Source organism: Streptomyces sp. Wb2n-11 (assembly GCF_001049855.1).
Lineage (GTDB): Bacteria > Actinomycetota > Actinomycetes > Streptomycetales > Streptomycetaceae > Streptomyces > Streptomyces altiplanensis.
In genome coordinates, this window is record NZ_CVPB01000001.1 from 783422 (window position 1) to 799718 (window position 16297).

Annotated in this window: 19 protein-coding genes; 8 read left to right on the forward strand and 11 right to left on the reverse strand. The window is 71.8% G+C overall.

Annotation, left to right across the window (positions count from 1 at the left end):
• Positions 1-17: 17 nt before the first annotated feature.
• The 5 genes from BN1555_RS03450 to BN1555_RS03470 are packed head-to-tail and all read right to left on the reverse strand — an operon-like array spanning position 18 to position 3831.
• Positions 18-593, reverse strand: coding sequence for a GAF domain-containing protein (locus BN1555_RS03450; RefSeq protein ID WP_093797728.1), 576 nt, complete (start codon positions 591-593; stop codon positions 18-20).
• Entirely contained in the window at positions 590-1186 is a 597-nt protein-coding gene (locus BN1555_RS03455; RefSeq protein ID WP_093797730.1) for a GTP-binding protein, read from the reverse strand. The genes BN1555_RS03450 and BN1555_RS03455 overlap by 4 nt, the downstream gene beginning before the upstream one ends.
• Complete coding sequence (locus BN1555_RS03460) at positions 1164-1535, reverse strand: DUF742 domain-containing protein (RefSeq protein ID WP_093797732.1); 372 nt, start codon at positions 1533-1535, stop codon at positions 1164-1166. Before BN1555_RS03460 ends, BN1555_RS03455 begins: the two co-directional genes overlap by 23 nt.
• A 2-nt stretch (positions 1536-1537) precedes the next feature.
• Positions 1538-1972 (reverse strand): roadblock/LC7 domain-containing protein, encoded by a 435-nt coding sequence (locus BN1555_RS03465; protein WP_093797734.1) that lies wholly within the window; start codon positions 1970-1972, stop codon positions 1538-1540.
• 59 nt (positions 1973-2031) lie between these two features.
• Complete coding sequence (locus BN1555_RS03470; protein WP_107081058.1) at positions 2032-3831, reverse strand: sensor histidine kinase; 1800 nt, start codon at positions 3829-3831, stop codon at positions 2032-2034.
• 634 nt (positions 3832-4465) lie between these two features.
• Between BN1555_RS03470 and BN1555_RS03475 the strand changes: the two genes are divergently transcribed.
• Entirely contained in the window at positions 4466-4798 is a 333-nt protein-coding gene (locus BN1555_RS03475; RefSeq protein WP_093797736.1) for a histone-like nucleoid-structuring protein Lsr2, read from the forward strand.
• Positions 4799-5158: 360 nt separating this feature from the next.
• On the opposite strand, the gene BN1555_RS03480 is transcribed toward BN1555_RS03475, so the two are convergent.
• Entirely contained in the window at positions 5159-6337 is a 1179-nt protein-coding gene (locus BN1555_RS03480; protein WP_093797738.1) for an MBL fold metallo-hydrolase, read from the reverse strand.
• A gap of 223 nt (positions 6338-6560) precedes the next feature.
• On the opposite strand from BN1555_RS03480, the gene BN1555_RS03485 reads away from it, so the two are divergent.
• The 4 genes from BN1555_RS03485 to BN1555_RS40070 are packed head-to-tail and all read left to right on the forward strand — an operon-like array spanning position 6561 to position 8993.
• Positions 6561-6839: an acyl-CoA dehydrogenase family protein gene (locus BN1555_RS03485; protein WP_255305851.1), complete on the forward strand. Its 279-nt coding sequence runs from the start codon at positions 6561-6563 to the stop codon at positions 6837-6839.
• Positions 6836-8026 carry a Glu/Leu/Phe/Val dehydrogenase dimerization domain-containing protein gene (locus BN1555_RS03490; protein WP_093803142.1) on the forward strand — a complete coding sequence of 397 codons (1191 nt, stop codon included), beginning with the start codon at positions 6836-6838 and terminating at the stop codon, positions 8024-8026. Before BN1555_RS03485 ends, BN1555_RS03490 begins: the two co-directional genes overlap by 4 nt.
• Positions 8023-8442: a CoA-binding protein gene (locus BN1555_RS40065; protein ID WP_255305852.1), complete on the forward strand. Its 420-nt coding sequence runs from the start codon at positions 8023-8025 to the stop codon at positions 8440-8442. The genes BN1555_RS03490 and BN1555_RS40065 overlap by 4 nt, the downstream gene beginning before the upstream one ends.
• On the forward strand, positions 8412-8993 hold the full coding sequence (locus BN1555_RS40070) for a hypothetical protein (RefSeq protein WP_255305853.1): 582 nt from the start codon (positions 8412-8414) through the stop codon (positions 8991-8993). The genes BN1555_RS40065 and BN1555_RS40070 overlap by 31 nt, the downstream gene beginning before the upstream one ends.
• A 123-nt stretch (positions 8994-9116) precedes the next feature.
• Here the strand turns inward: BN1555_RS40070 and BN1555_RS03500 are convergent, their stop codons facing one another.
• On the reverse strand, positions 9117-9692 hold the full coding sequence (locus tag BN1555_RS03500) for a hypothetical protein (RefSeq protein ID WP_093797740.1): 576 nt from the start codon (positions 9690-9692) through the stop codon (positions 9117-9119).
• Between the two features lie 30 nt (positions 9693-9722).
• Entirely contained in the window at positions 9723-10967 is a 1245-nt protein-coding gene (locus BN1555_RS03505; protein ID WP_255305854.1) for an APC family permease, read from the reverse strand.
• A gap of 170 nt (positions 10968-11137) precedes the next feature.
• Between BN1555_RS03505 and BN1555_RS03510 the strand changes: the two genes are divergently transcribed.
• On the forward strand, positions 11138-11758 hold the full coding sequence (locus tag BN1555_RS03510) for a TetR/AcrR family transcriptional regulator (RefSeq protein ID WP_093797742.1): 621 nt from the start codon (positions 11138-11140) through the stop codon (positions 11756-11758).
• 77 nt (positions 11759-11835) lie between these two features.
• Here the strand turns inward: BN1555_RS03510 and BN1555_RS03515 are convergent, their stop codons facing one another.
• On the reverse strand, positions 11836-12651 hold the full coding sequence (locus BN1555_RS03515) for an SIMPL domain-containing protein (protein WP_093797744.1): 816 nt from the start codon (positions 12649-12651) through the stop codon (positions 11836-11838).
• Between the two features lie 128 nt (positions 12652-12779).
• Here BN1555_RS03515 and BN1555_RS03520 point away from each other — a divergent pair, with 128 nt between their 5' ends.
• Positions 12780-13694 (forward strand): carbohydrate kinase family protein, encoded by a 915-nt coding sequence (locus BN1555_RS03520; RefSeq protein WP_093797746.1) that lies wholly within the window; start codon positions 12780-12782, stop codon positions 13692-13694.
• Between the two features lie 80 nt (positions 13695-13774).
• On the opposite strand, the gene BN1555_RS03525 is transcribed toward BN1555_RS03520, so the two are convergent.
• Both BN1555_RS03525 and BN1555_RS03530 read right to left on the reverse strand, forming a co-directional pair.
• Positions 13775-14776: a DUF6745 domain-containing protein gene (locus BN1555_RS03525; protein WP_093797748.1), complete on the reverse strand. Its 1002-nt coding sequence runs from the start codon at positions 14774-14776 to the stop codon at positions 13775-13777.
• A gap of 57 nt (positions 14777-14833) precedes the next feature.
• Positions 14834-15160: a hypothetical protein gene (locus tag BN1555_RS03530; RefSeq protein WP_093797750.1), complete on the reverse strand. Its 327-nt coding sequence runs from the start codon at positions 15158-15160 to the stop codon at positions 14834-14836.
• Positions 15161-15344: 184 nt separating this feature from the next.
• Between BN1555_RS03530 and BN1555_RS03535 the strand changes: the two genes are divergently transcribed.
• Positions 15345-16295: an STM4015 family protein gene (locus BN1555_RS03535; RefSeq protein WP_093797752.1), complete on the forward strand. Its 951-nt coding sequence runs from the start codon at positions 15345-15347 to the stop codon at positions 16293-16295.
• Positions 16296-16297: the final 2 nt, after the last annotated feature.

The window sequence follows — 16297 nt, forward strand, 5'->3', positions numbered from 1 at the left end:
CGGTGTGCGGGCCCGTGTCAGAGCCAGATCCCGCCGTCCTCCCGGCGCCGGATCAGTTCGGCCAGCTCCGTGGCCATCGCCTTGATCGTCTCCAGTCCCGCCCGCCCCCACCGGCGCGGCTCGGTGTCGACGACACAGACCGTGCCGAGCAGGATGTCCGTACGGTCGATGACGGGCGCACCCATGTACGACCGGATGCCGATCTCGTCGACGACCGGGTTGCCCGCGAACCGCGGGTAGTCGCAGACGTCCTCCAGAACGAGCGCCTTGCGCCGCGCGACGACATGCGGGCAGTAGCCGTGGTCGCGGGCGAGGAACCGGCCGATACGGCTCGTCGCGGCCACCGCGCCCAGGTCGGTGCCGCTGTGCGTGCCGGTCGGGGTGTGCAGTCCGGCGAAGAACTGCCGGTTCTCGTCGATGAAGTTGACCATGGAGTACGGCGCGCCGGTCATCTCCGCGAGCCGGTCGGCGAACGCGTCGAACGCGGGCACGGCCCGGTCGCCCAGCCCGAGCTGGTGGAGTCGCTGCACACGGGCGGGCGCCTGGGGGTCGGCGGGGGGAAGCAGCAGGGAGCCGATCCTGTGGCGGGTCATGCGGGTGCTCCGTAACTCGGCGGGGCCGGGGTGAGGGTGAGGAGGTGCCGGACGAGGGTGACCAGCGTGCTGATCCCCGAGCCGGCGACACGGGCGTCGCACAGCACGACGGGGGTCTTGTGATCGAGGTCGAGCGCGGCCCGCACTTCCTCCGGTTCGTAGCGGTGGGCGCCGTCGAACTCGTTGACGGCCACGACGAACTCGATGCCGCGCCGCTCGAAGAAGTCGAGGGCAGCGAAGCAGTCCTGGAGGCGTCGGGTGTCGGCGAGCACGACGGCGCCGAGGGCGCCCTTGGAGAGTTCGTCCCACATGAACCAGAAGCGCTCCTGGCCGGGGGTGCCGAAGAGGTACAGCACGTGCCGGTCGTCGAGAGTCAGCCGGCCGAAGTCCATGGCGACGGTCGTCGTGGCCTTGTCCTCGACACCTTCCAGGCGGTCGGTCCCGACGCTCATCCGGGTGAGCAGTTCTTCCGTACTCAGCGGTGCGATCTCGCTGACCGCTCCCACAAAGGTCGTCTTGCCGACCCCGAACCCGCCCGCGACGAGGATCTTGAGTGCGGTGGGAAACAGGTCAGAGCCGTCGTCGTAGACCATCGAGCACTGCCTCCAGCAGGGATAGGTCGGTGGGCTGGTCGTCGAAGCGGGGCGCGTGGGTGGTGAGCGCTCCGCAGCCGACCAGGTCGGACAGCAGCACCTTGGTGATGACCGCGGGAAGCCGCAGATACGCCGCGATCTCCGCCACCGAGGTGGGACGTGCGCACAGCCCGAGCGCCTGGGCATGCTCGGGACCGAGGTGCATCAGCGGCTCCGCCCCGGTGGCCCGCACCATGGACAGCAGGTCGAGGGCGGTCGTGGGGCGGGTGCGGCCGTCACTCACCGCGTACGGGCGGACGAGCCGGCCGGCCGCGTCGTCGAGCCACGGCCCGTCCTGCGGGGGCGGCACCCTCAGAATCCCGTGGCGCTCTGTGCGCCCGCCCTCTGCCTGGCCGGTGTCACCAGGTACGGCCGGACGCTCTTGACGAGCATCGCCATCTCGTAGCCCAGCACCGCCGCGTCCGCCTCGCGGCCCGCGAGTACCGCGAGACAGGTGCCGGAGCCGGCGGTGGAGACGAAGAGGAGGGTGGAGTCGAGCTCCACGACGATCTGGCGGACCTCTCCGGCGTCACCGAAGCGGGCGCCCGCGCTGCGGCCGAGCGAGTACAGGCCGGAGGCGAGGGCGGCCATGTGGTCGGCGCTGTCGTTGTCGAGGCCGTGGACCGACTTGACCAGGCCGTCGGAGGAGAGCAGAACCGCGTTGCGCGTGAAGGGAACACGCTGGACCAGGCCGCTCAACAGCCAGTCGAGGTCGGGCACTCGGCCGGTCGGCGCATCACTCGCCATGGTGCATCTACTCCTTGGGGTACCGCGGGTCGGAAGGGTGGGGAGAACGACGGGAGCGGTCAGCCCGCGCCGCCCTCCCGCGGGTGGTACGGCTGCGGCTGCTGTTCCGGGGCCGGCACCCAGTCCGGTGCCTGGTCCGGTTGTGGAAAGGGGTGCGGGTCCGCCTGGGCCTCCGCCAGGCCGATGCCCCGCTGGAAGGCCGCCATCAGACCCGGGTCGTGGAGGGCGGGGTACTCGTCCTCCCGGCGTGCGGCGGGGGCTTCTCTGAGCTCGGGCACCAGGTTCTCCTGGCTGCGGCGCCTGGGCAGCCGGGGGCGGCTCACCGCGCCGCTCGTGTATCCGTCCGCGGGCGGTTGCGGTTGCGGTTGCGGTTGCGGTTGCGGTTGCGCGGGGACCGGTTCGGCGGGGAAACCGGGCACGGTGGAGCGGTTGACGCCCGGGTGGGCGGCGGCCGGGACGGACCGGTCCTCCCGGCTACCGCGTACCGGGAGCGGTGCGTTGCCGTGGACGCCGGCCATGTGAGCGTGGGCCCGGGGAACGGCGTGTGCGGGTACGGGCGTGAGTGGGGGGGCGCCCGGCGCCGGCGCGGAAGCCGGGATTCCCTGCCACGTCCCGGCGGTCGCCGTCCGTGCGGGACCGTCCTGGTCGTCCCCGCCCAGCAGCCCCTGCGGCAGGACCAGTACGGCCTGGACACCGCCGTAGATGTTGGCCTGGAGCCGGACGGTGACGCCGTGCCTGCGAGCCAGCGCGGACACCACGAAGAGGCCGATGCGCCCGTCCCTGAGAAGGTGGCCGACGTCGACGTTGTCCGGGTCGTGGAGCAGAGCGTTCATCTTGTTCTGCTCGGTGGCGGGCATGCCCAGGCCCCGGTCCTCGACCTCGATGGCCAGGCCCGCCGTGACGTACTGGGCGCGGAGCAGCACGGTGGTGCGCGGGGCGGAGAACACCGTGGCGTTCTCGACGAGTTCGGCGAGGAGGTGGATGACGTCGGCGACGGCGTGGCCGCGCAGGGTGCCGTCGATCGGCGGCACCAGCTTGACCCGTGAGTACTGCTCGACTTCGGCGATCGAGGAGCGCAGTACCTCCGTCATGGTCACCGGATTGCTCCACTGGCGCCGGGAGACCGCGCCGCCGAGAACGGCGAGGTTCTCCGCGTGCCTGCGGATGCGGGTGGCCAGGTGGTCGACGTGGAAGAGTCCCTTGAGCAGGTCGGGGTCCTCGACGTCGTTCTCGAGCTCGTCGAGCAGCTGGATCTCGCGGTGCACGAGCGACTGGAGACGGCGGGCCAGATTGACGAAGACCTCGACCTTCTGGTCCGTGTCAGCGCTGATGGAGAGCTGGGCGGCCTGCACGACGGCGCCCACGGCGGCCTCGTGCGCCCGTCCGAGCTCCAGTTCCAGCAGGTCGAACTCGTCGCCGTCCGGCGCACCGGGCGGCGGCGTGCGCCGGACGGGCGGCCCCTCGCCGCGCCGCAGCCGCTCGACGACCGCACGCAGGTCGGCCTGCCCCCGGGCGCTGGACCTGCGCAGCGCGTTGCAGCGGTCGAGCACGGTCTTCGCGGCCCGGTCGGCGCCCACGACGGCCGCCGCCAGCGCGACGACGGCGAGGGCCGCGGCCCCGGCGAGCGCGGCCCATAAGTCGCGCGTCGACTCGGCGGCGCCGACGCGGAGGGTGAACAGCACGGCAGCGGCGCCGCTGAGGGTGACGGCGACGGCCGGAAGTACGGCAGCACGCAGAAGCTGAGGACGCAGGTGGGCGTCGGGCATCGGCTGTGCGGGGTGGGAGCGTGCGCCCGGCCGTCCGTGCCGCCCGCCCTCACGGCGGTCTGCGCGCGCGGCGGGTGCGCGGAGTTGAGACATCAGTGTCCTTGGTACGTGGGCCCCAGGGGTCGACGCACTACGTCTGCTCGACTGTTCGACCACTGCCGGTCTGGGCTGTTCGACCAGGGCGTCGTGGCCCCGTGTCGATCACCGGACACACACAGTAGTCGGCAGCCTTTCATGATCGGCGGACAGTTGCCAAACTTGCCCGCGCAGCTCCCCACTCTGGTATGAGACCCCGTACGCCAGGCCGAAAAGCCCACGCCGCCGGCAGCCCGGGACGGCCTGGACCGCCTCCGCCTCCGCACCCGGGGCCCCGCCGGGACGGCACGCGGGCCGGGCCGGGCCGGGGCGAATTCATTCAGCGCCCCCCGGAATGAAAACGGGCACATAACAGCAGATGACATAAAGCCCGGCAGGGAAGGCCATTAGTTTGTCACCGCCGGGCTCCGGAGCACCGCCGTACGGTTAATGGCGCTCCGCTCTTTTCCGGCGAGCGGCCACGTCACCCGCTCCCCCTCGGAGCTGACTTCCGGAGAGCAAACCCGCCCCATTTGAGCGTTACGTCCCGCTTGAGTGGCAGACGGTCCGTAACTTCGGGCAAGACATCAGGTGACTGGCTCTCGCCATGCCGAGTAGGCTATTTTCCACAAACAGGAAAGGGACTACTTCGATGGTTCAGCGCACCGTAACGATCTATACCGACGATCTCACCGGAACCGAGGGCGAGGACATCGCCACTCATGCCTTTAGCGTGGACGGTGTCCACTACGAGATCGACCTGGGACCGGACAACTACCAGAAGCTGCTGGACGTCCTGGGGCCCTTTATGGGCGCGGGCCGCAAGGTCAACGGTGGTGGTGCCCGCCGGACCGCCAAGCGCGCGCAGTCCGGTGGAACAGATGCAGCCAAGGTTCGCGAGTGGGCCCAGAGCCAGGGCATTGAGGTGAACAGCCGCGGCCGTATCCCGGCCGACTTGATGGAGAAGTACCAGGCGGCCCATTGACGTATTCGGCCTCGAAGGAAGCAAAGTCCCCAACCGCGCGAGCGGCAGGGGACTTCGTGTTTTCCGCCGATGTGCCGGCCGCTGACCACGGGCGGTTTTCACGCACACCGAGGAAGCGCCGAAACGCAGTTCCCGGGGCCTCCACCACCGGGCCGGCGCCGCCGTAATCGACATCCGGCGGGTCGGGCCGCGGCAAGGCGTGAAGCCGTCGTGAACCCGCCGGCCGTCCTGTGAATGGCGTCGTTCCGGCCGAAACCCCGGGAGCGTCCCGTCCCGGCCCGGCCCGCGAACCGGCCGCCGCGGCACTCGCGGCCCGCCCCGCACCGTGTCGGCAGCACCGCCGCCGCGGATCACCGGCACTCAGTCGACGACGAGGTCCAACTGGGCCGATTCCACCGGCGGCCAGGCGGGCCAGCCGCCCTCGACGGGTCCGGCCACCGAACGCCACCACGGGGTCACCGCCGGCCTGTCGGCCGGCTGGAACGGCTCCCCCGGCCGAGGCGCGGCAGTGGCGACACCGGCCCGGCGGGCGGCGAACATGGTCCGTTCGGCCGGCTCCGCCCACGGGTGGAAAGCCAGGTTGAACGTACCCCAGTGGATCGGCAGCATCACCCCGAGCGGCTGCCCGCCCTGCAGATCGAGATGGGTACGAATCCCCTGCTCAGGGGTCATGTGGATGTCCGGCCAGTGGTCACTGTAAGCACCGATCTGGATCATGGTCGCGTCGAACGGACCGTGCTCGGCGCCGATGTCCCCGAAGCCTTCGAAGTAGCCGGTGTCGCCGCTGTGGTAGATCCGGTGCTCCGGTCCCGCGACGGCCCAGGAAGCCCAGAGGGTGTGCTGCTGGTTGCGCAGGCCGCGGCCGCAGAAGTGGCGGGCGGGGGTGGCGGTCAGGGCGAGTCCGGCGACCTTCGCCGTCTCGTTCCAGTCGAGTTCGCGCATCCGGTCGGCGGGCACGCCCCAGTGTTCCAGGTGGGCGCCGACGCCGAGCGGCACCGCGAAGACCGTGCCGGTGCCCGCGAGGGCGCGGATGGTGGGCATGTCCAGATGGTCGTAGTGGTCGTGGGAGATCACCACGGCGTCGACGGGGCCGAGCGAGGCCAACGGCACGGGGACGGGATGCAGCCGCTTGGGCCCCGCGAAGGCGAAGGGGGAGCAGCGCTGCCCCCACACCGGGTCGAAGAGCACGCGCCGCCCGTCGATCTCGGCGAGCACGCTCGAATGGCCCATCCAGGTGAGGCGCAGCCCGGTGGCCGGCGGCTGGGCCAGATCGGCGAGGGTCGTGGCGTGGAGGGGCACCGGCCCGGCAGGAGACCTGCGGAGCCGCTCTTCCTTGCGGAAGTAGAGCTTCGCGAGTTCGAAGGTCGACGCGGAGGTCCTCGTCCCCGCACCCACCGGGTTCTGGAAGACCCCGTCGGCGAAGTGGGGCGAGCGGCGGATGCGCTCCATCCGCTCCCCCGCCGGATCCGCGCCGAAAGCGGCGGTCCGCAGCGCGCGCAGCCGGGAGCGCAGCGGCGGCAGGGCGTCAGCACCGGTCACAGGACCTCCAGGGGCTCGGTCTCTTTTCCATTATGTGCGCCGGGTCCGACAGGGCGGGGGCGGGACCGTCGCGGAAGCGGGTGCGGAACGGGTCGCACAGCCTGGCTTGAACTGATCGTTGGTTCAGTAACGGATCTCGTTGACAGGGGTCCGCCCGGCTCCAAATACTGACTGACTGTTCAGTTAATCTGCCGTGGAGACACCGTCGTGCCTGAAGGCACCCATGTCCGACCTCCCTACCGAGCTCGCTCCGCTCACCGCGGAGCAGCGCGACACCGTCGAACTCATCCGCGCCTTCGCGCGTGAGGAGATCAGGCCCCGGGCGCGCGCCGTGGACGAGGCGGACACCGAGACGCCCCGGGACCCGTGGCGCAGGGCCGCCGAGGTCGGCATCACCGGATTCACGCTCCCCGAGGAGTACGGGGCGGTGGTTTCACCGACGTCTTCACGCAGTGCCTCGTCCAAGAAGAGCTGTACGTCTCCCGAGGAGATCACCGCATGAGCGCCCCCGCCCCCCTGATCTCGCTGAGCTGGACCGACCACGTCACAGGGCGCCGGGGTTTCCTGGTCGTCGACCGGCTCGTGCGCGGCGTGTCCAGCGGTGGTCTGCGCATGCGCGAGGGCTGCACGCTCGACGAGGTCGAGGGGCTGGCCCGCGGCATGACGATGAAGGAGGTCCTCCACTACAACCCCGAGAGCCGTTACGTCCCGCTCGGCGGCGCCAAGGGCGGCATCGACTGCGATCCCCGGGACCCGGAGGCGTACGGCGTCCTGGTGCGCTACCTGCGCGCCGTGCGTCCGTACATCGAGAGCTTCTGGACCACGGGCGAGGACCTCGGCCTGACCCAGGACACCGTCGACAGGGCCGCCGCCGAGGCCGGTCTCGTCTCCTCCGTCCAGGCCGTCTACCCGCTGCTCGACGACGAGAGCGCGGCACGCCGTCGGCTCGCCGGCGCGTTCGCCGTGGAGGTCGACGGCATCGGGCTCGACGAACTCGTCGGCGGCTGCGGGGTCGCCGAGTCGGTGCTCGCGGCGCTCGACCGCGCCGGGGTCGCGTACGAGGGCACGCGCGTCTCCGTGCAGGGCCTCGGAACGATGGGCGGTGCGACCGCCCGCTTCCTGTCCCGCGCGGGACTGAAGATCGTCGCCGTGGCCGACGTGAAAGGCACGGTCGCCAACCCGGACGGTCTGGACGTCGAAGCGCTGCTCGGCGCCCGCGACGCGTACGGCGCCGTGCACCGGAGTCTCCTGCGCCCCGGCGACCGGGAACTGCCGGGCGACGCCTGGCTGTCCGCGGAGGCGGAGGTGCTGGTCCCGGCGGCCGTCTCGTACGCCGTGGACGCCGCCAACCAGGAACGCGTCAGCACCACCGTCCGCTGGATCGTCGAGGCGGCCAACATGCCGGTGCTGCCCGACGCCGAGGTGCTGCTGGCGGAGCGGGGGGTGAGCGTCCTGCCGGACGTCGTCGTCAACTCCGGTACGAACGCCTGGTGGTGGTGGACCCTCTTCGGCGACATCGGTGCCGACGCGGACGAGGCGTTCGCGTACACGCGGCGCTCGATGCGCGCGCTGGTCGACCAGATGCTGGCACGGGCCGAGGCGGACGGCACGACGCCGCGCGCGGCGGCCCACGCGATCGTCGCCGACCGCCTGCCGGTCGTCGCGGAGCGGTTCGGGTGGTACAGGTGACCCGCACCGGACGCACCGGCCTGGACGCCTCCTCGACCCCCCGGTCCGTCGCCGTCGTCGGCGCCTCCGGCAACCCGGAGAAGTGGGGCCACTGGCTGGCCGCCGGGGCCCTCGAAGGGCGCGACCGCCGTACGGTCCACCTGGTGAACCGGCGCGGCGGCGAACCGCACGGCGTACGGTTCCTGCCCGGTCCGGACGGTCTGCCCGACCCGCCGGAGCACGTGGTCGTCGCCGTACCGCCGCGGCAGGTCAGGCCCCTGGTGGTCCAGGGGCTCGCGGCGGGTGCCCGCTGCTTCACGGTCATCACGTCGGGCGGTACGAGCGCGAGCTCGCCTCCCTGGTCACCGCGGGCGGGGCGCGGCTGCTCGGCCCCAACTGCACGGGCGTGGTCGACACGACGAGCGAACTGCGCCTGAGCTGGAGTGATCTCCCGGCCGGAGCGGTGGGCCTCGTCTCGCGGAGCGGCAACCTGGCGCTGGAGATCGGCAGACTGCTCTCGCGCGCGGGGCAGGGATTTTCGCGCTTCGTCCCGCTCGGCAACCAGCGCGACATCGACGCGGCGGACGCGCTGGACGCGCTGCTCGCGCACGACCCGACGCGGATCGTCGCCGCGTACGTCGAGGACTTCCGCGACGGCCGCCGCCTGGCCCGCACCCTGACCGCGACCCACGCGGCGGGCAGACCGGTGCTCCTGCTGACGGTGCTCCTGCTGACGGTGGGCCGCAGCGAAGCCTCGGGCCGCGCCGCGGCCTCGCACACGGGAGCCCTGGTCAGCGCACGCGCGACGGTGGAGGCGGTGTGCCGCGACGCGGGCGCGCTGCTGCTGGACACGGCGGAGATCGCGGACACGTCGCTGTTCCTGCTGGGCGAGCGGGCGTCGTACCTGACGGGCGAGTGCCCGAGGCTGGACGGCGGGCAGCGGCTCGGCAAGCAGGCGTACGGGCGGACCTCGGCCGCCACCGTGTAACACGTATCCGGCGGAGCCTCCCCCGCCCCGCTCCTCAGCACCCACCGCAGGGTCCGGCAGCGGTTCGCCGGACCGTGGTCCTCGGACTGCCGTCCCCAAACCGTGCTCCTGAGAGCGTGCTCCTCAGACCGTGGTCCTCGCGGTCACCAGCCGGTGTCCGCCCAGCACCTCGGAGAGCTCCGCCAGGAACGGCCCTGCCGGCGGCGGCCAGTTCCACAGCACCAGCCCCAGGTGGGCGACCGCGACCGGCGGATCCATCTGCCACGCCAGGAAGTCGGCCCACTCACCGCAGCGCACACAGGCCCCGCCGTCCGGGCCCGTACCGCCGAACCATGCGTACAGGGCGTCGAGCAGCGGGGCCCACGCGTGCGTCCACATGTCGGGGCCGCTGTCCGAGTGCTCGGTCCCGGCACCGCAGTGCGGGCAGGTGGCCGTCCAGGGGTCGGCGCACGCGTACACACGGCGCTCGATCTCCATGACCACGCCGCACGCCGCGCCCGCCGCCACCGCGTCCTCGGTGACGGCGTACGCGGCGCACGGTCCCGGTGGCCTGCCGAGTCCGTCGCCGGGCAGGCAGTTCGTCAGCTCGCTCCGGACGATGCCCCGGTGCTCCAGCCACTCCATGACCCGGCCGGCGAGCACGGCGGCTTCCTCCGGCCGGGCGTCCAGGTCGGCCACCCACACGTACGCGTCTCCCATGCCGCGCACGCTATCCCGTCGCCGGATCGCTCATCCCTCGGAGCGCCGCGTCTTCGCGCCCAGCGCGTAGAAGACCAGCCCGATCACCAGGAACCGCAGCAGCGGCACGACCTGGCTGAGCGTGTACTGGAGCCGTTCGCCCGAGAACGCCTCGGGCAGCGAGGCGGCGGCCGACCCCTCGGTGCCGAACCAGCCGACGCCGAAGCCCGGCCAGATCAGCACGACGACGGTGAAGGCCACGAACCCGGTCGCGAGCACGGTCACCAGCCATGTCCCGGCGCGGCCGTCGGGGACGGCGTACGGGCGCGTGACGTCCGGGTACTTGCGGCGCAGGGTGAGGGTGACCGTGCCGTCGGCGGCGATCGAACCCCCGTAGACGGTGAAGGCGGCCTTGCAGGCGTCGGTGAAGCCGCCGAGGCTGCCGATGTCCTGGCTGGGGAGGACGAAGAGGATGCCGGGGATGGGGCCGCCGTACAGGACGAGCGAGGCGAGACCGGAGCGGAGGATGGACAGGGGGATGTCGCGGCGCGGGTTCTTCATCTCCTCGGCGGCGGAGCTGGGGAGTTCGAAACCGGCGAAGTTGAAGATCAGGACGGGGGCGAGGGCGACGAAGCCGACGTAGGTGGGGGCGAATTCCCCGGTCGGCAGGGTGTGCACACCGTGCCGCGCGGCGAAGACGACGACGGAGACGAGGAAGAAGCCGAGCAGTACGATCCGCGCGACCGCACCGGCGATCGGCACCCACTTGCCGATGCGCACGGACTGCACGACGGCGAGCGCCCCGCCCCGGATGAGGACGAGTCCGGCGGCGTACTTCCAGCCGCCGGGCAGCGGGGTGAGGAACTCCTCCCAGGTGGTGAGGACGGTGATGCACAGACTGCCGCCCATCCAGGCGGGGTTGGAGATCCAGTAGGGGATCTGGTTGAGCCCGGCGGTGAGCCGCCCGAGGGCGAGCCGCGTCCAGACGTACGGACCGCCCTGCGCCGGGAAGGCGGAACCGAGTCCGGCGACGAGCAGCCCGTACGGGAGGAAGAAGGCGATCGCGAGGATCGCCATCCAGGTCAGGCCCTGGGGGCCCTGCGCCGCCACCGAGCCGATGGTGTCGAGGCCGACCAGTATGCATATGAGGAAGAAGAGGACGTCGAGGCGGCGCAGGCCCTTGTGGAGCCTGCCGCGCTGTTCGCCCCAGCCCCCGGAGAGGTCGGGCGCTTCGGCGGCGGTCCCTGCTGCTGTCCCTGTCGCTGCTGCTGACCGGGAGGGAGGTGCTTGGGCCACGGGGCTGACTCCTACGGCGGTACGAGGAGTGCGTACAGGCGCGGCACTTCGAACTGACTGAATGGACAGCCAGTAGAGGTGACTGCGGCCTGCGCCACAGCGCGCTGTCAAGGGTTCGGCGGCACCCCGGTGACCGGCCTGGTCAGGCGGTCCGTGTGTAGGGTTGTCGCGTGGCAAGAGTCCGGTTGAGCGTGGAGGAACGGCACGAAGAGATACTGCGCGCCGCGGTCGAACAGATCGAGGCACGGGGTGTGAGCGCCGTCCGCATCGCCGATGTCGCCTCGGCCCTCTCGGTGAGCAACGCGCTGGTCCTCTACCACTTCTCGACCAAGGAGAAGCTTGTCGCGGCCGCTTTCACGTACGCCGCCGAGAGCGATCTCGCACAGCTGCGCAAGCTGCTCGGCCGTCGTACCAGCGCGGTCCGCAGACTGCGCGCCGCGGTCCGCTGGTACGCGCCGACCGGGCAGGCCAAAGGGTGGAAGCTGTGGATCGAGGGCTGGGCGGCCTCGCTGCGCGAGCCGGCGCTCCGCCAGGTGGCCCGTGACCTCGACCAGCAGTGGAAGGCGGCGCTGGCCGAGGTCATCACGGAGGGCGCCCGGGCCGGTGAGTTCCGGTGCGAGGACCCCGCGTCCGCTGCCTGGCGGCTGACGGCCCTGCTGGACGGCCTCGCCGTTCAGACGACGTCGTACGCGGGGCCCCTGTCCCGCAGCACCATGCTGGAGTGGACCGACGACGCGCTGGCGCACGAGCTGGGCATCGACCGCGCGGCGCTGACGGCCGCCGCCCGCTGAGGTACCGGGCCGCTGAAGTACCGGGCCACTGAAGTACTGAACCACTGAAGTACCGGGCCGCTGAAGTACCGGACGCGTCACTCCAGTTCGTACACCGCGGTGACGGTCACCTCTTCCTGGACCTCACCGGGTGCCACCGGCACTTTGCCCTCACTGAACGCCGCGACGGGCATGTCCAGCGGGCGGTGCGTCCCGCCTTCCGTCTCCGCCAGCGAGACGAGCCGCCCCAGCCTGTGGCCGCTGAGCCGCGCGTACTGCTCGGCCTTCGACCGCGCTTCGGCGTGCGCGGCCTCGCGGGCCCTGGCGCGCAGGACTGACGGGTCGGCCACGTCGAAGGCGACGCCGTTGATCCGGCCCGCGTCACCCGTCGCGTCGGTCACGGCCTCCATGACCGCGCCGGTCCTGCCGATGTCCCGGATCTTGATGGAGAAGGACTGGCCCGCCTGGTAGCCGATCAGTTTCGAGGCCCGGTCGGTGTGCTCGTGGACGGCGTTCAGGGAGAGGCTCTCGGTCCGCACGTCGCTGTCGTCGATGCCCTGCGCGCGTACGGCGGCGAGCAGTGCGCCGGCGGCCTTGGACTGGGCGGCCAGCGCCCGCTTCGCGGTGGGCTCCGTCGCCTCGACCCCGGCGGTGAGGACAACCGTGTCGGGGGCGGCCGAGGCTCTGCCTTCACCGCTCACGGAGACGGTGGTGGCGGCAGCGGGCGCGGCTGCCGGGAGGGCTGTTCCGGGGACGGACGGCGGCGCCGCCAGGGCGGGTGTGGCGCCGCCGATCAGCAGTCCGCCGGTGAGCACGGCGGCGGTGAGGGCTCGGGCCGCGGCCGACGGGAGGAACGGCGGGAGCGAGGGGGACGAGGGCGCCGTGCATGCCGTGGGTGTCGTACGTACGGGCATGGAGATGGTCCTTCCAGAGGTAGGAGGGCCATCCCAGCACCGGCCGCCACCGGACCGATCGCGCCACTCCAGCCCTGTCACCTCTCCGTACCAGCCATACTGTGTCCAACCGGCCGGAAGGGGTTGCGGTGTCGGAACAGCAGTCTGAACGCGTGCGGTACGACGTCCTGGTGGTCGGCGGCAGCGGTGTGGACACCGTGGTCCGCGTCGACTCGCTGCCCGTGCCGCTCGCCGACTCGCTCGGCGTGCCACCCGTCCGCGAGTGGCCGGGCCACACCGGAGGCAATGTCGCGCTGGGCTGCCGGGCTCTCGGCCTCGAGGTGAAGTTCATCGACTTCATCGGCGACGACTGGGCCGGCGGGCAGGTCAGGGAGCGGCTCGCCAAGGGCGGTGTCGATTTCGAACCGCTGATCTCACCTGCGGGCACCCGCCGGGCGGTGAACCTCGTCGACAGCACGACGGGCCGCCGGATGTCCTTCTACGACGCCCGCGACCCCGAAGGCCTGCGGATGCCCCGCGACTTCTACCTGCCCCACCTGCGGCGGACCGGGCACGTCCACCTGTCCGTCATGAACTTCGCCCGACACCTGCTCGACGACATCCAGGAGCTCGGTGTCCCGGTCTCGACCGACCTGCACGACTGGGACGGACTCGCCGACCACCACAGGGAGTTCGCCCTCCGCTGTGATCTGGTGTTCCTCAGCGCGGCGGGCGCCGGCGAACGGTTCGCCTCCGTGATGCGGGACATCCTGCGTGAGGGCCGCGCCCAGGCCGTGGTGGCCACGGCCGGCGCGGACGGCTCGTACCTGCTGACGCGGGACGGCAGCCGCACCCCGCACCCCATCCCCGCGACCGTGCCGCCCGGCCCGGTGGTGGACTCCAACGGCGCCGGGGACGCGTACGTCAGCGGATTCCTGTACGGGCGCCTCACCGGCCGGGGCCTGGAGGAATGCGCCCGTCTGGGCGCCCGGGCGGGCGCCCACGCCTGCACGACGGAGGGCAACACGGGCCTGATCGGTCCGGGCGACCTCCTCTCCCCCTAGGTCTCCTGGCCCCCTGAAGCCCTTGGAACCCATGGAACTTCAGGAACCCTTGGAGATTCAGGAGCCCGCCTGGGCTTTTCTCAGGTCTGACGCACCGGTTCGTACGCCTCCTGGCCGAGACCGAACGTCCAGGCCACCCCTTCCTTCGCCGTCCTCGTCCTGGGCGGCACGCGCAGCCAGTACGTACGGTGCGTGCCGTCCGGCTCGGGGGTGGAGTTGACCACCTCGACCATCACCACGTCCTCGTCGCCCTGGAGGGCTATGCGCCAGAGGACGCCGGTCTCGTCGCGGTGGACGGGCTGGGCGTCCGACTCGGTGAGGTAGCGGTCGTAGCCGTAGTGCTCCAGCATCACGCGCCGCAGCTCGGCGTTCTCCTCGGCCCGGATGCGCGCGGGCGTCAACGACGTCAACTCGTCGAGGAACGCCGCCGGTACGGGCATACCGCGCCAGGCGTACAGCGCGAACCCGTCGGGAAAGGCCAGGGCGGGGCCGTCGCCCCGGTCGAGCCGTCCGGCCTCGTCACGGTGGAGCTCCACCGGCCGTTCGCTGATCACCACGGCGCTCTCGTACGGCCACCACCAGCCCGCGTGCCTGGCCACCTGCGCCAGCCCCGCGAGCCGGTCGCCCCGGCCGTCGAACGCCGCTAGCCAGGCGGCGTCGTGCTGGCCGAGCACCGCGTCGAGCAGGGCCAGCCGTACGTCGGACTCGTCCTCCGGCCGCTCCGTGAGCTCGGCGACGACTGCGGCCCGTATCCGCTCGGCCAGTTCCCTGGTGGTGTCCCACAGCTGGGCACCGGTGGCGGACCACAGTCCGGCCCAGCCCGTCGGCCCCAACTCGTCGTGCAGGCGGCGCCGCTCCTCGGCCCACGGCCCGGTGCGCACCTCGTCGCGCACCGAACGTCCCGCACCGGTGAGCCGTTCGACGGCCTCGACCGCCGCCTTGGGCGAGGCGGCCCAGACGATCCGCTCCGGCTCCGCCAGTCCCGCCGTGCGGTAGGCGAGCCGCACGCCCTCCTCCGCGGCCGCGCGGTCCGCCGCGCCGGTCGCCGCCGCGACGGCCCGCCAAGTGTTCACATGCTGCATCGAATTCCCTGTCCCCTGATCCCTGGCCCGTGGTCCCGTGTCCCTGGTCCGCGGCGCTCAGTCCGCGACGATGCGGACCGATCCCGGTACGTACTCGCGCTGGCGCACCACCCGGTACCAGCCCTTGGGCAGCGGTATCGCCGCGTGCTCCTCGTGCACGACCCGTCCGCCCTCGGGCAGATGGAGCAGCATCGGGTCGAGGGGACCCGCCTCCCGCAGCAGCCTGCCGGGTCCCTGCACCGCGTGCGCGTGCCCGGTGACTTCGCCCAGCGCGAGCACCAGACGGCCACGCGCGTCGCGCCGTTCGCCGGTGGCCTCCGCCAGGTGTGCCGGCACCGCCGACTCGTCCAACGGCACGGTCAGTACGTCCCCTTGCCGGTACATGGCTGTCTCCCCCTCCCGGGCCGCACACCCTGTGCCGGCCACGTGGAAAACGTTACGGTCCGGGTCTGACAATCGTTGCTGACCTGCGAAAACGGACCCGCTCGCGGGATTGTCAGTGCCGCTTGATAAACCTTTCGCACGTCAGTCGCTCGCACAGTGTCAACAGCGTCAGGAGACCAGGGCCATGTCCGGTGTGGACCATCTGCAGGAACTGCTCGGCCTCCCGGCCGTCGACTTCCGGCCCGGCCTCCCGGCGCCGTTGCCCGCCGCGGACGCCGCGGCGTGGCGCATCTCCGTGGACCCCTTCGGGGACGAGGACGAGCCGTGGGAGGAAAGGTTCGGCGAGTTCCTGAAGACCGTCGATCCCACGGGGGTACGCGCACTGATCATCGGTCAGTGGGGCGAGACGTACGAGGAGGATTCGAGCTACCCCGTCAACCTGGTCATCACCGCGGCCGACCGGCTCACCTCCCTGGAGGCCGTCTTCGTCGGTGACCTGACCCAGGAGGAGGCCGAGATCTCCTGGATCGAACAGTCCGATGTTACGGGCCTGCTGAGCGCCTTCCCCCGTCTGCTGGAACTCGGCGTGCGCGGCGGCCAGGGCCTCCGTTTCCCGCCGGTGCGGCACGAGCGGCTGCGCTCGCTCGTCTTCGAGTCGGGCGGTCTGCCGGCGCAGGTCGTGCGCGGCGTCACCGAGAGCGAACTGCCCTCGCTGGACCATCTGGATCTGTGGCTCGGCGTCTCCGAGTACGGCGGTGACACCGAGATCACCGACCTCGCGCCGCTGCTCTCCGGCACCCTCTTCCCGGGGTTGCGCCATTTCGGGCTGCGCAACAGCGAGATCCAGAACGAGATCGCCGCGGCTGTCGCGTCGGCCCCCGTCGTCGCCCGGCTGGACACCCTCGACCTGTCGAACGGAACCCTCGGTGACGAGGGCGCCGCCGCGCTGCTCGAAGGCCAGCCGCTCACCCACCTCGAACACCTCGATCTGCACCACCACTTCCTCTCCGAGGAAATGGCGCAGCGGGTGGCCGGGGCCCTGGAGCCCCACGGCGTGAGTGTCGACCTGTCGGACCGTCTGGAGCCGTGGGACAACCGCGGTGCCGAGGGCCGCTACACCGCCGTGGCGGAGTGACC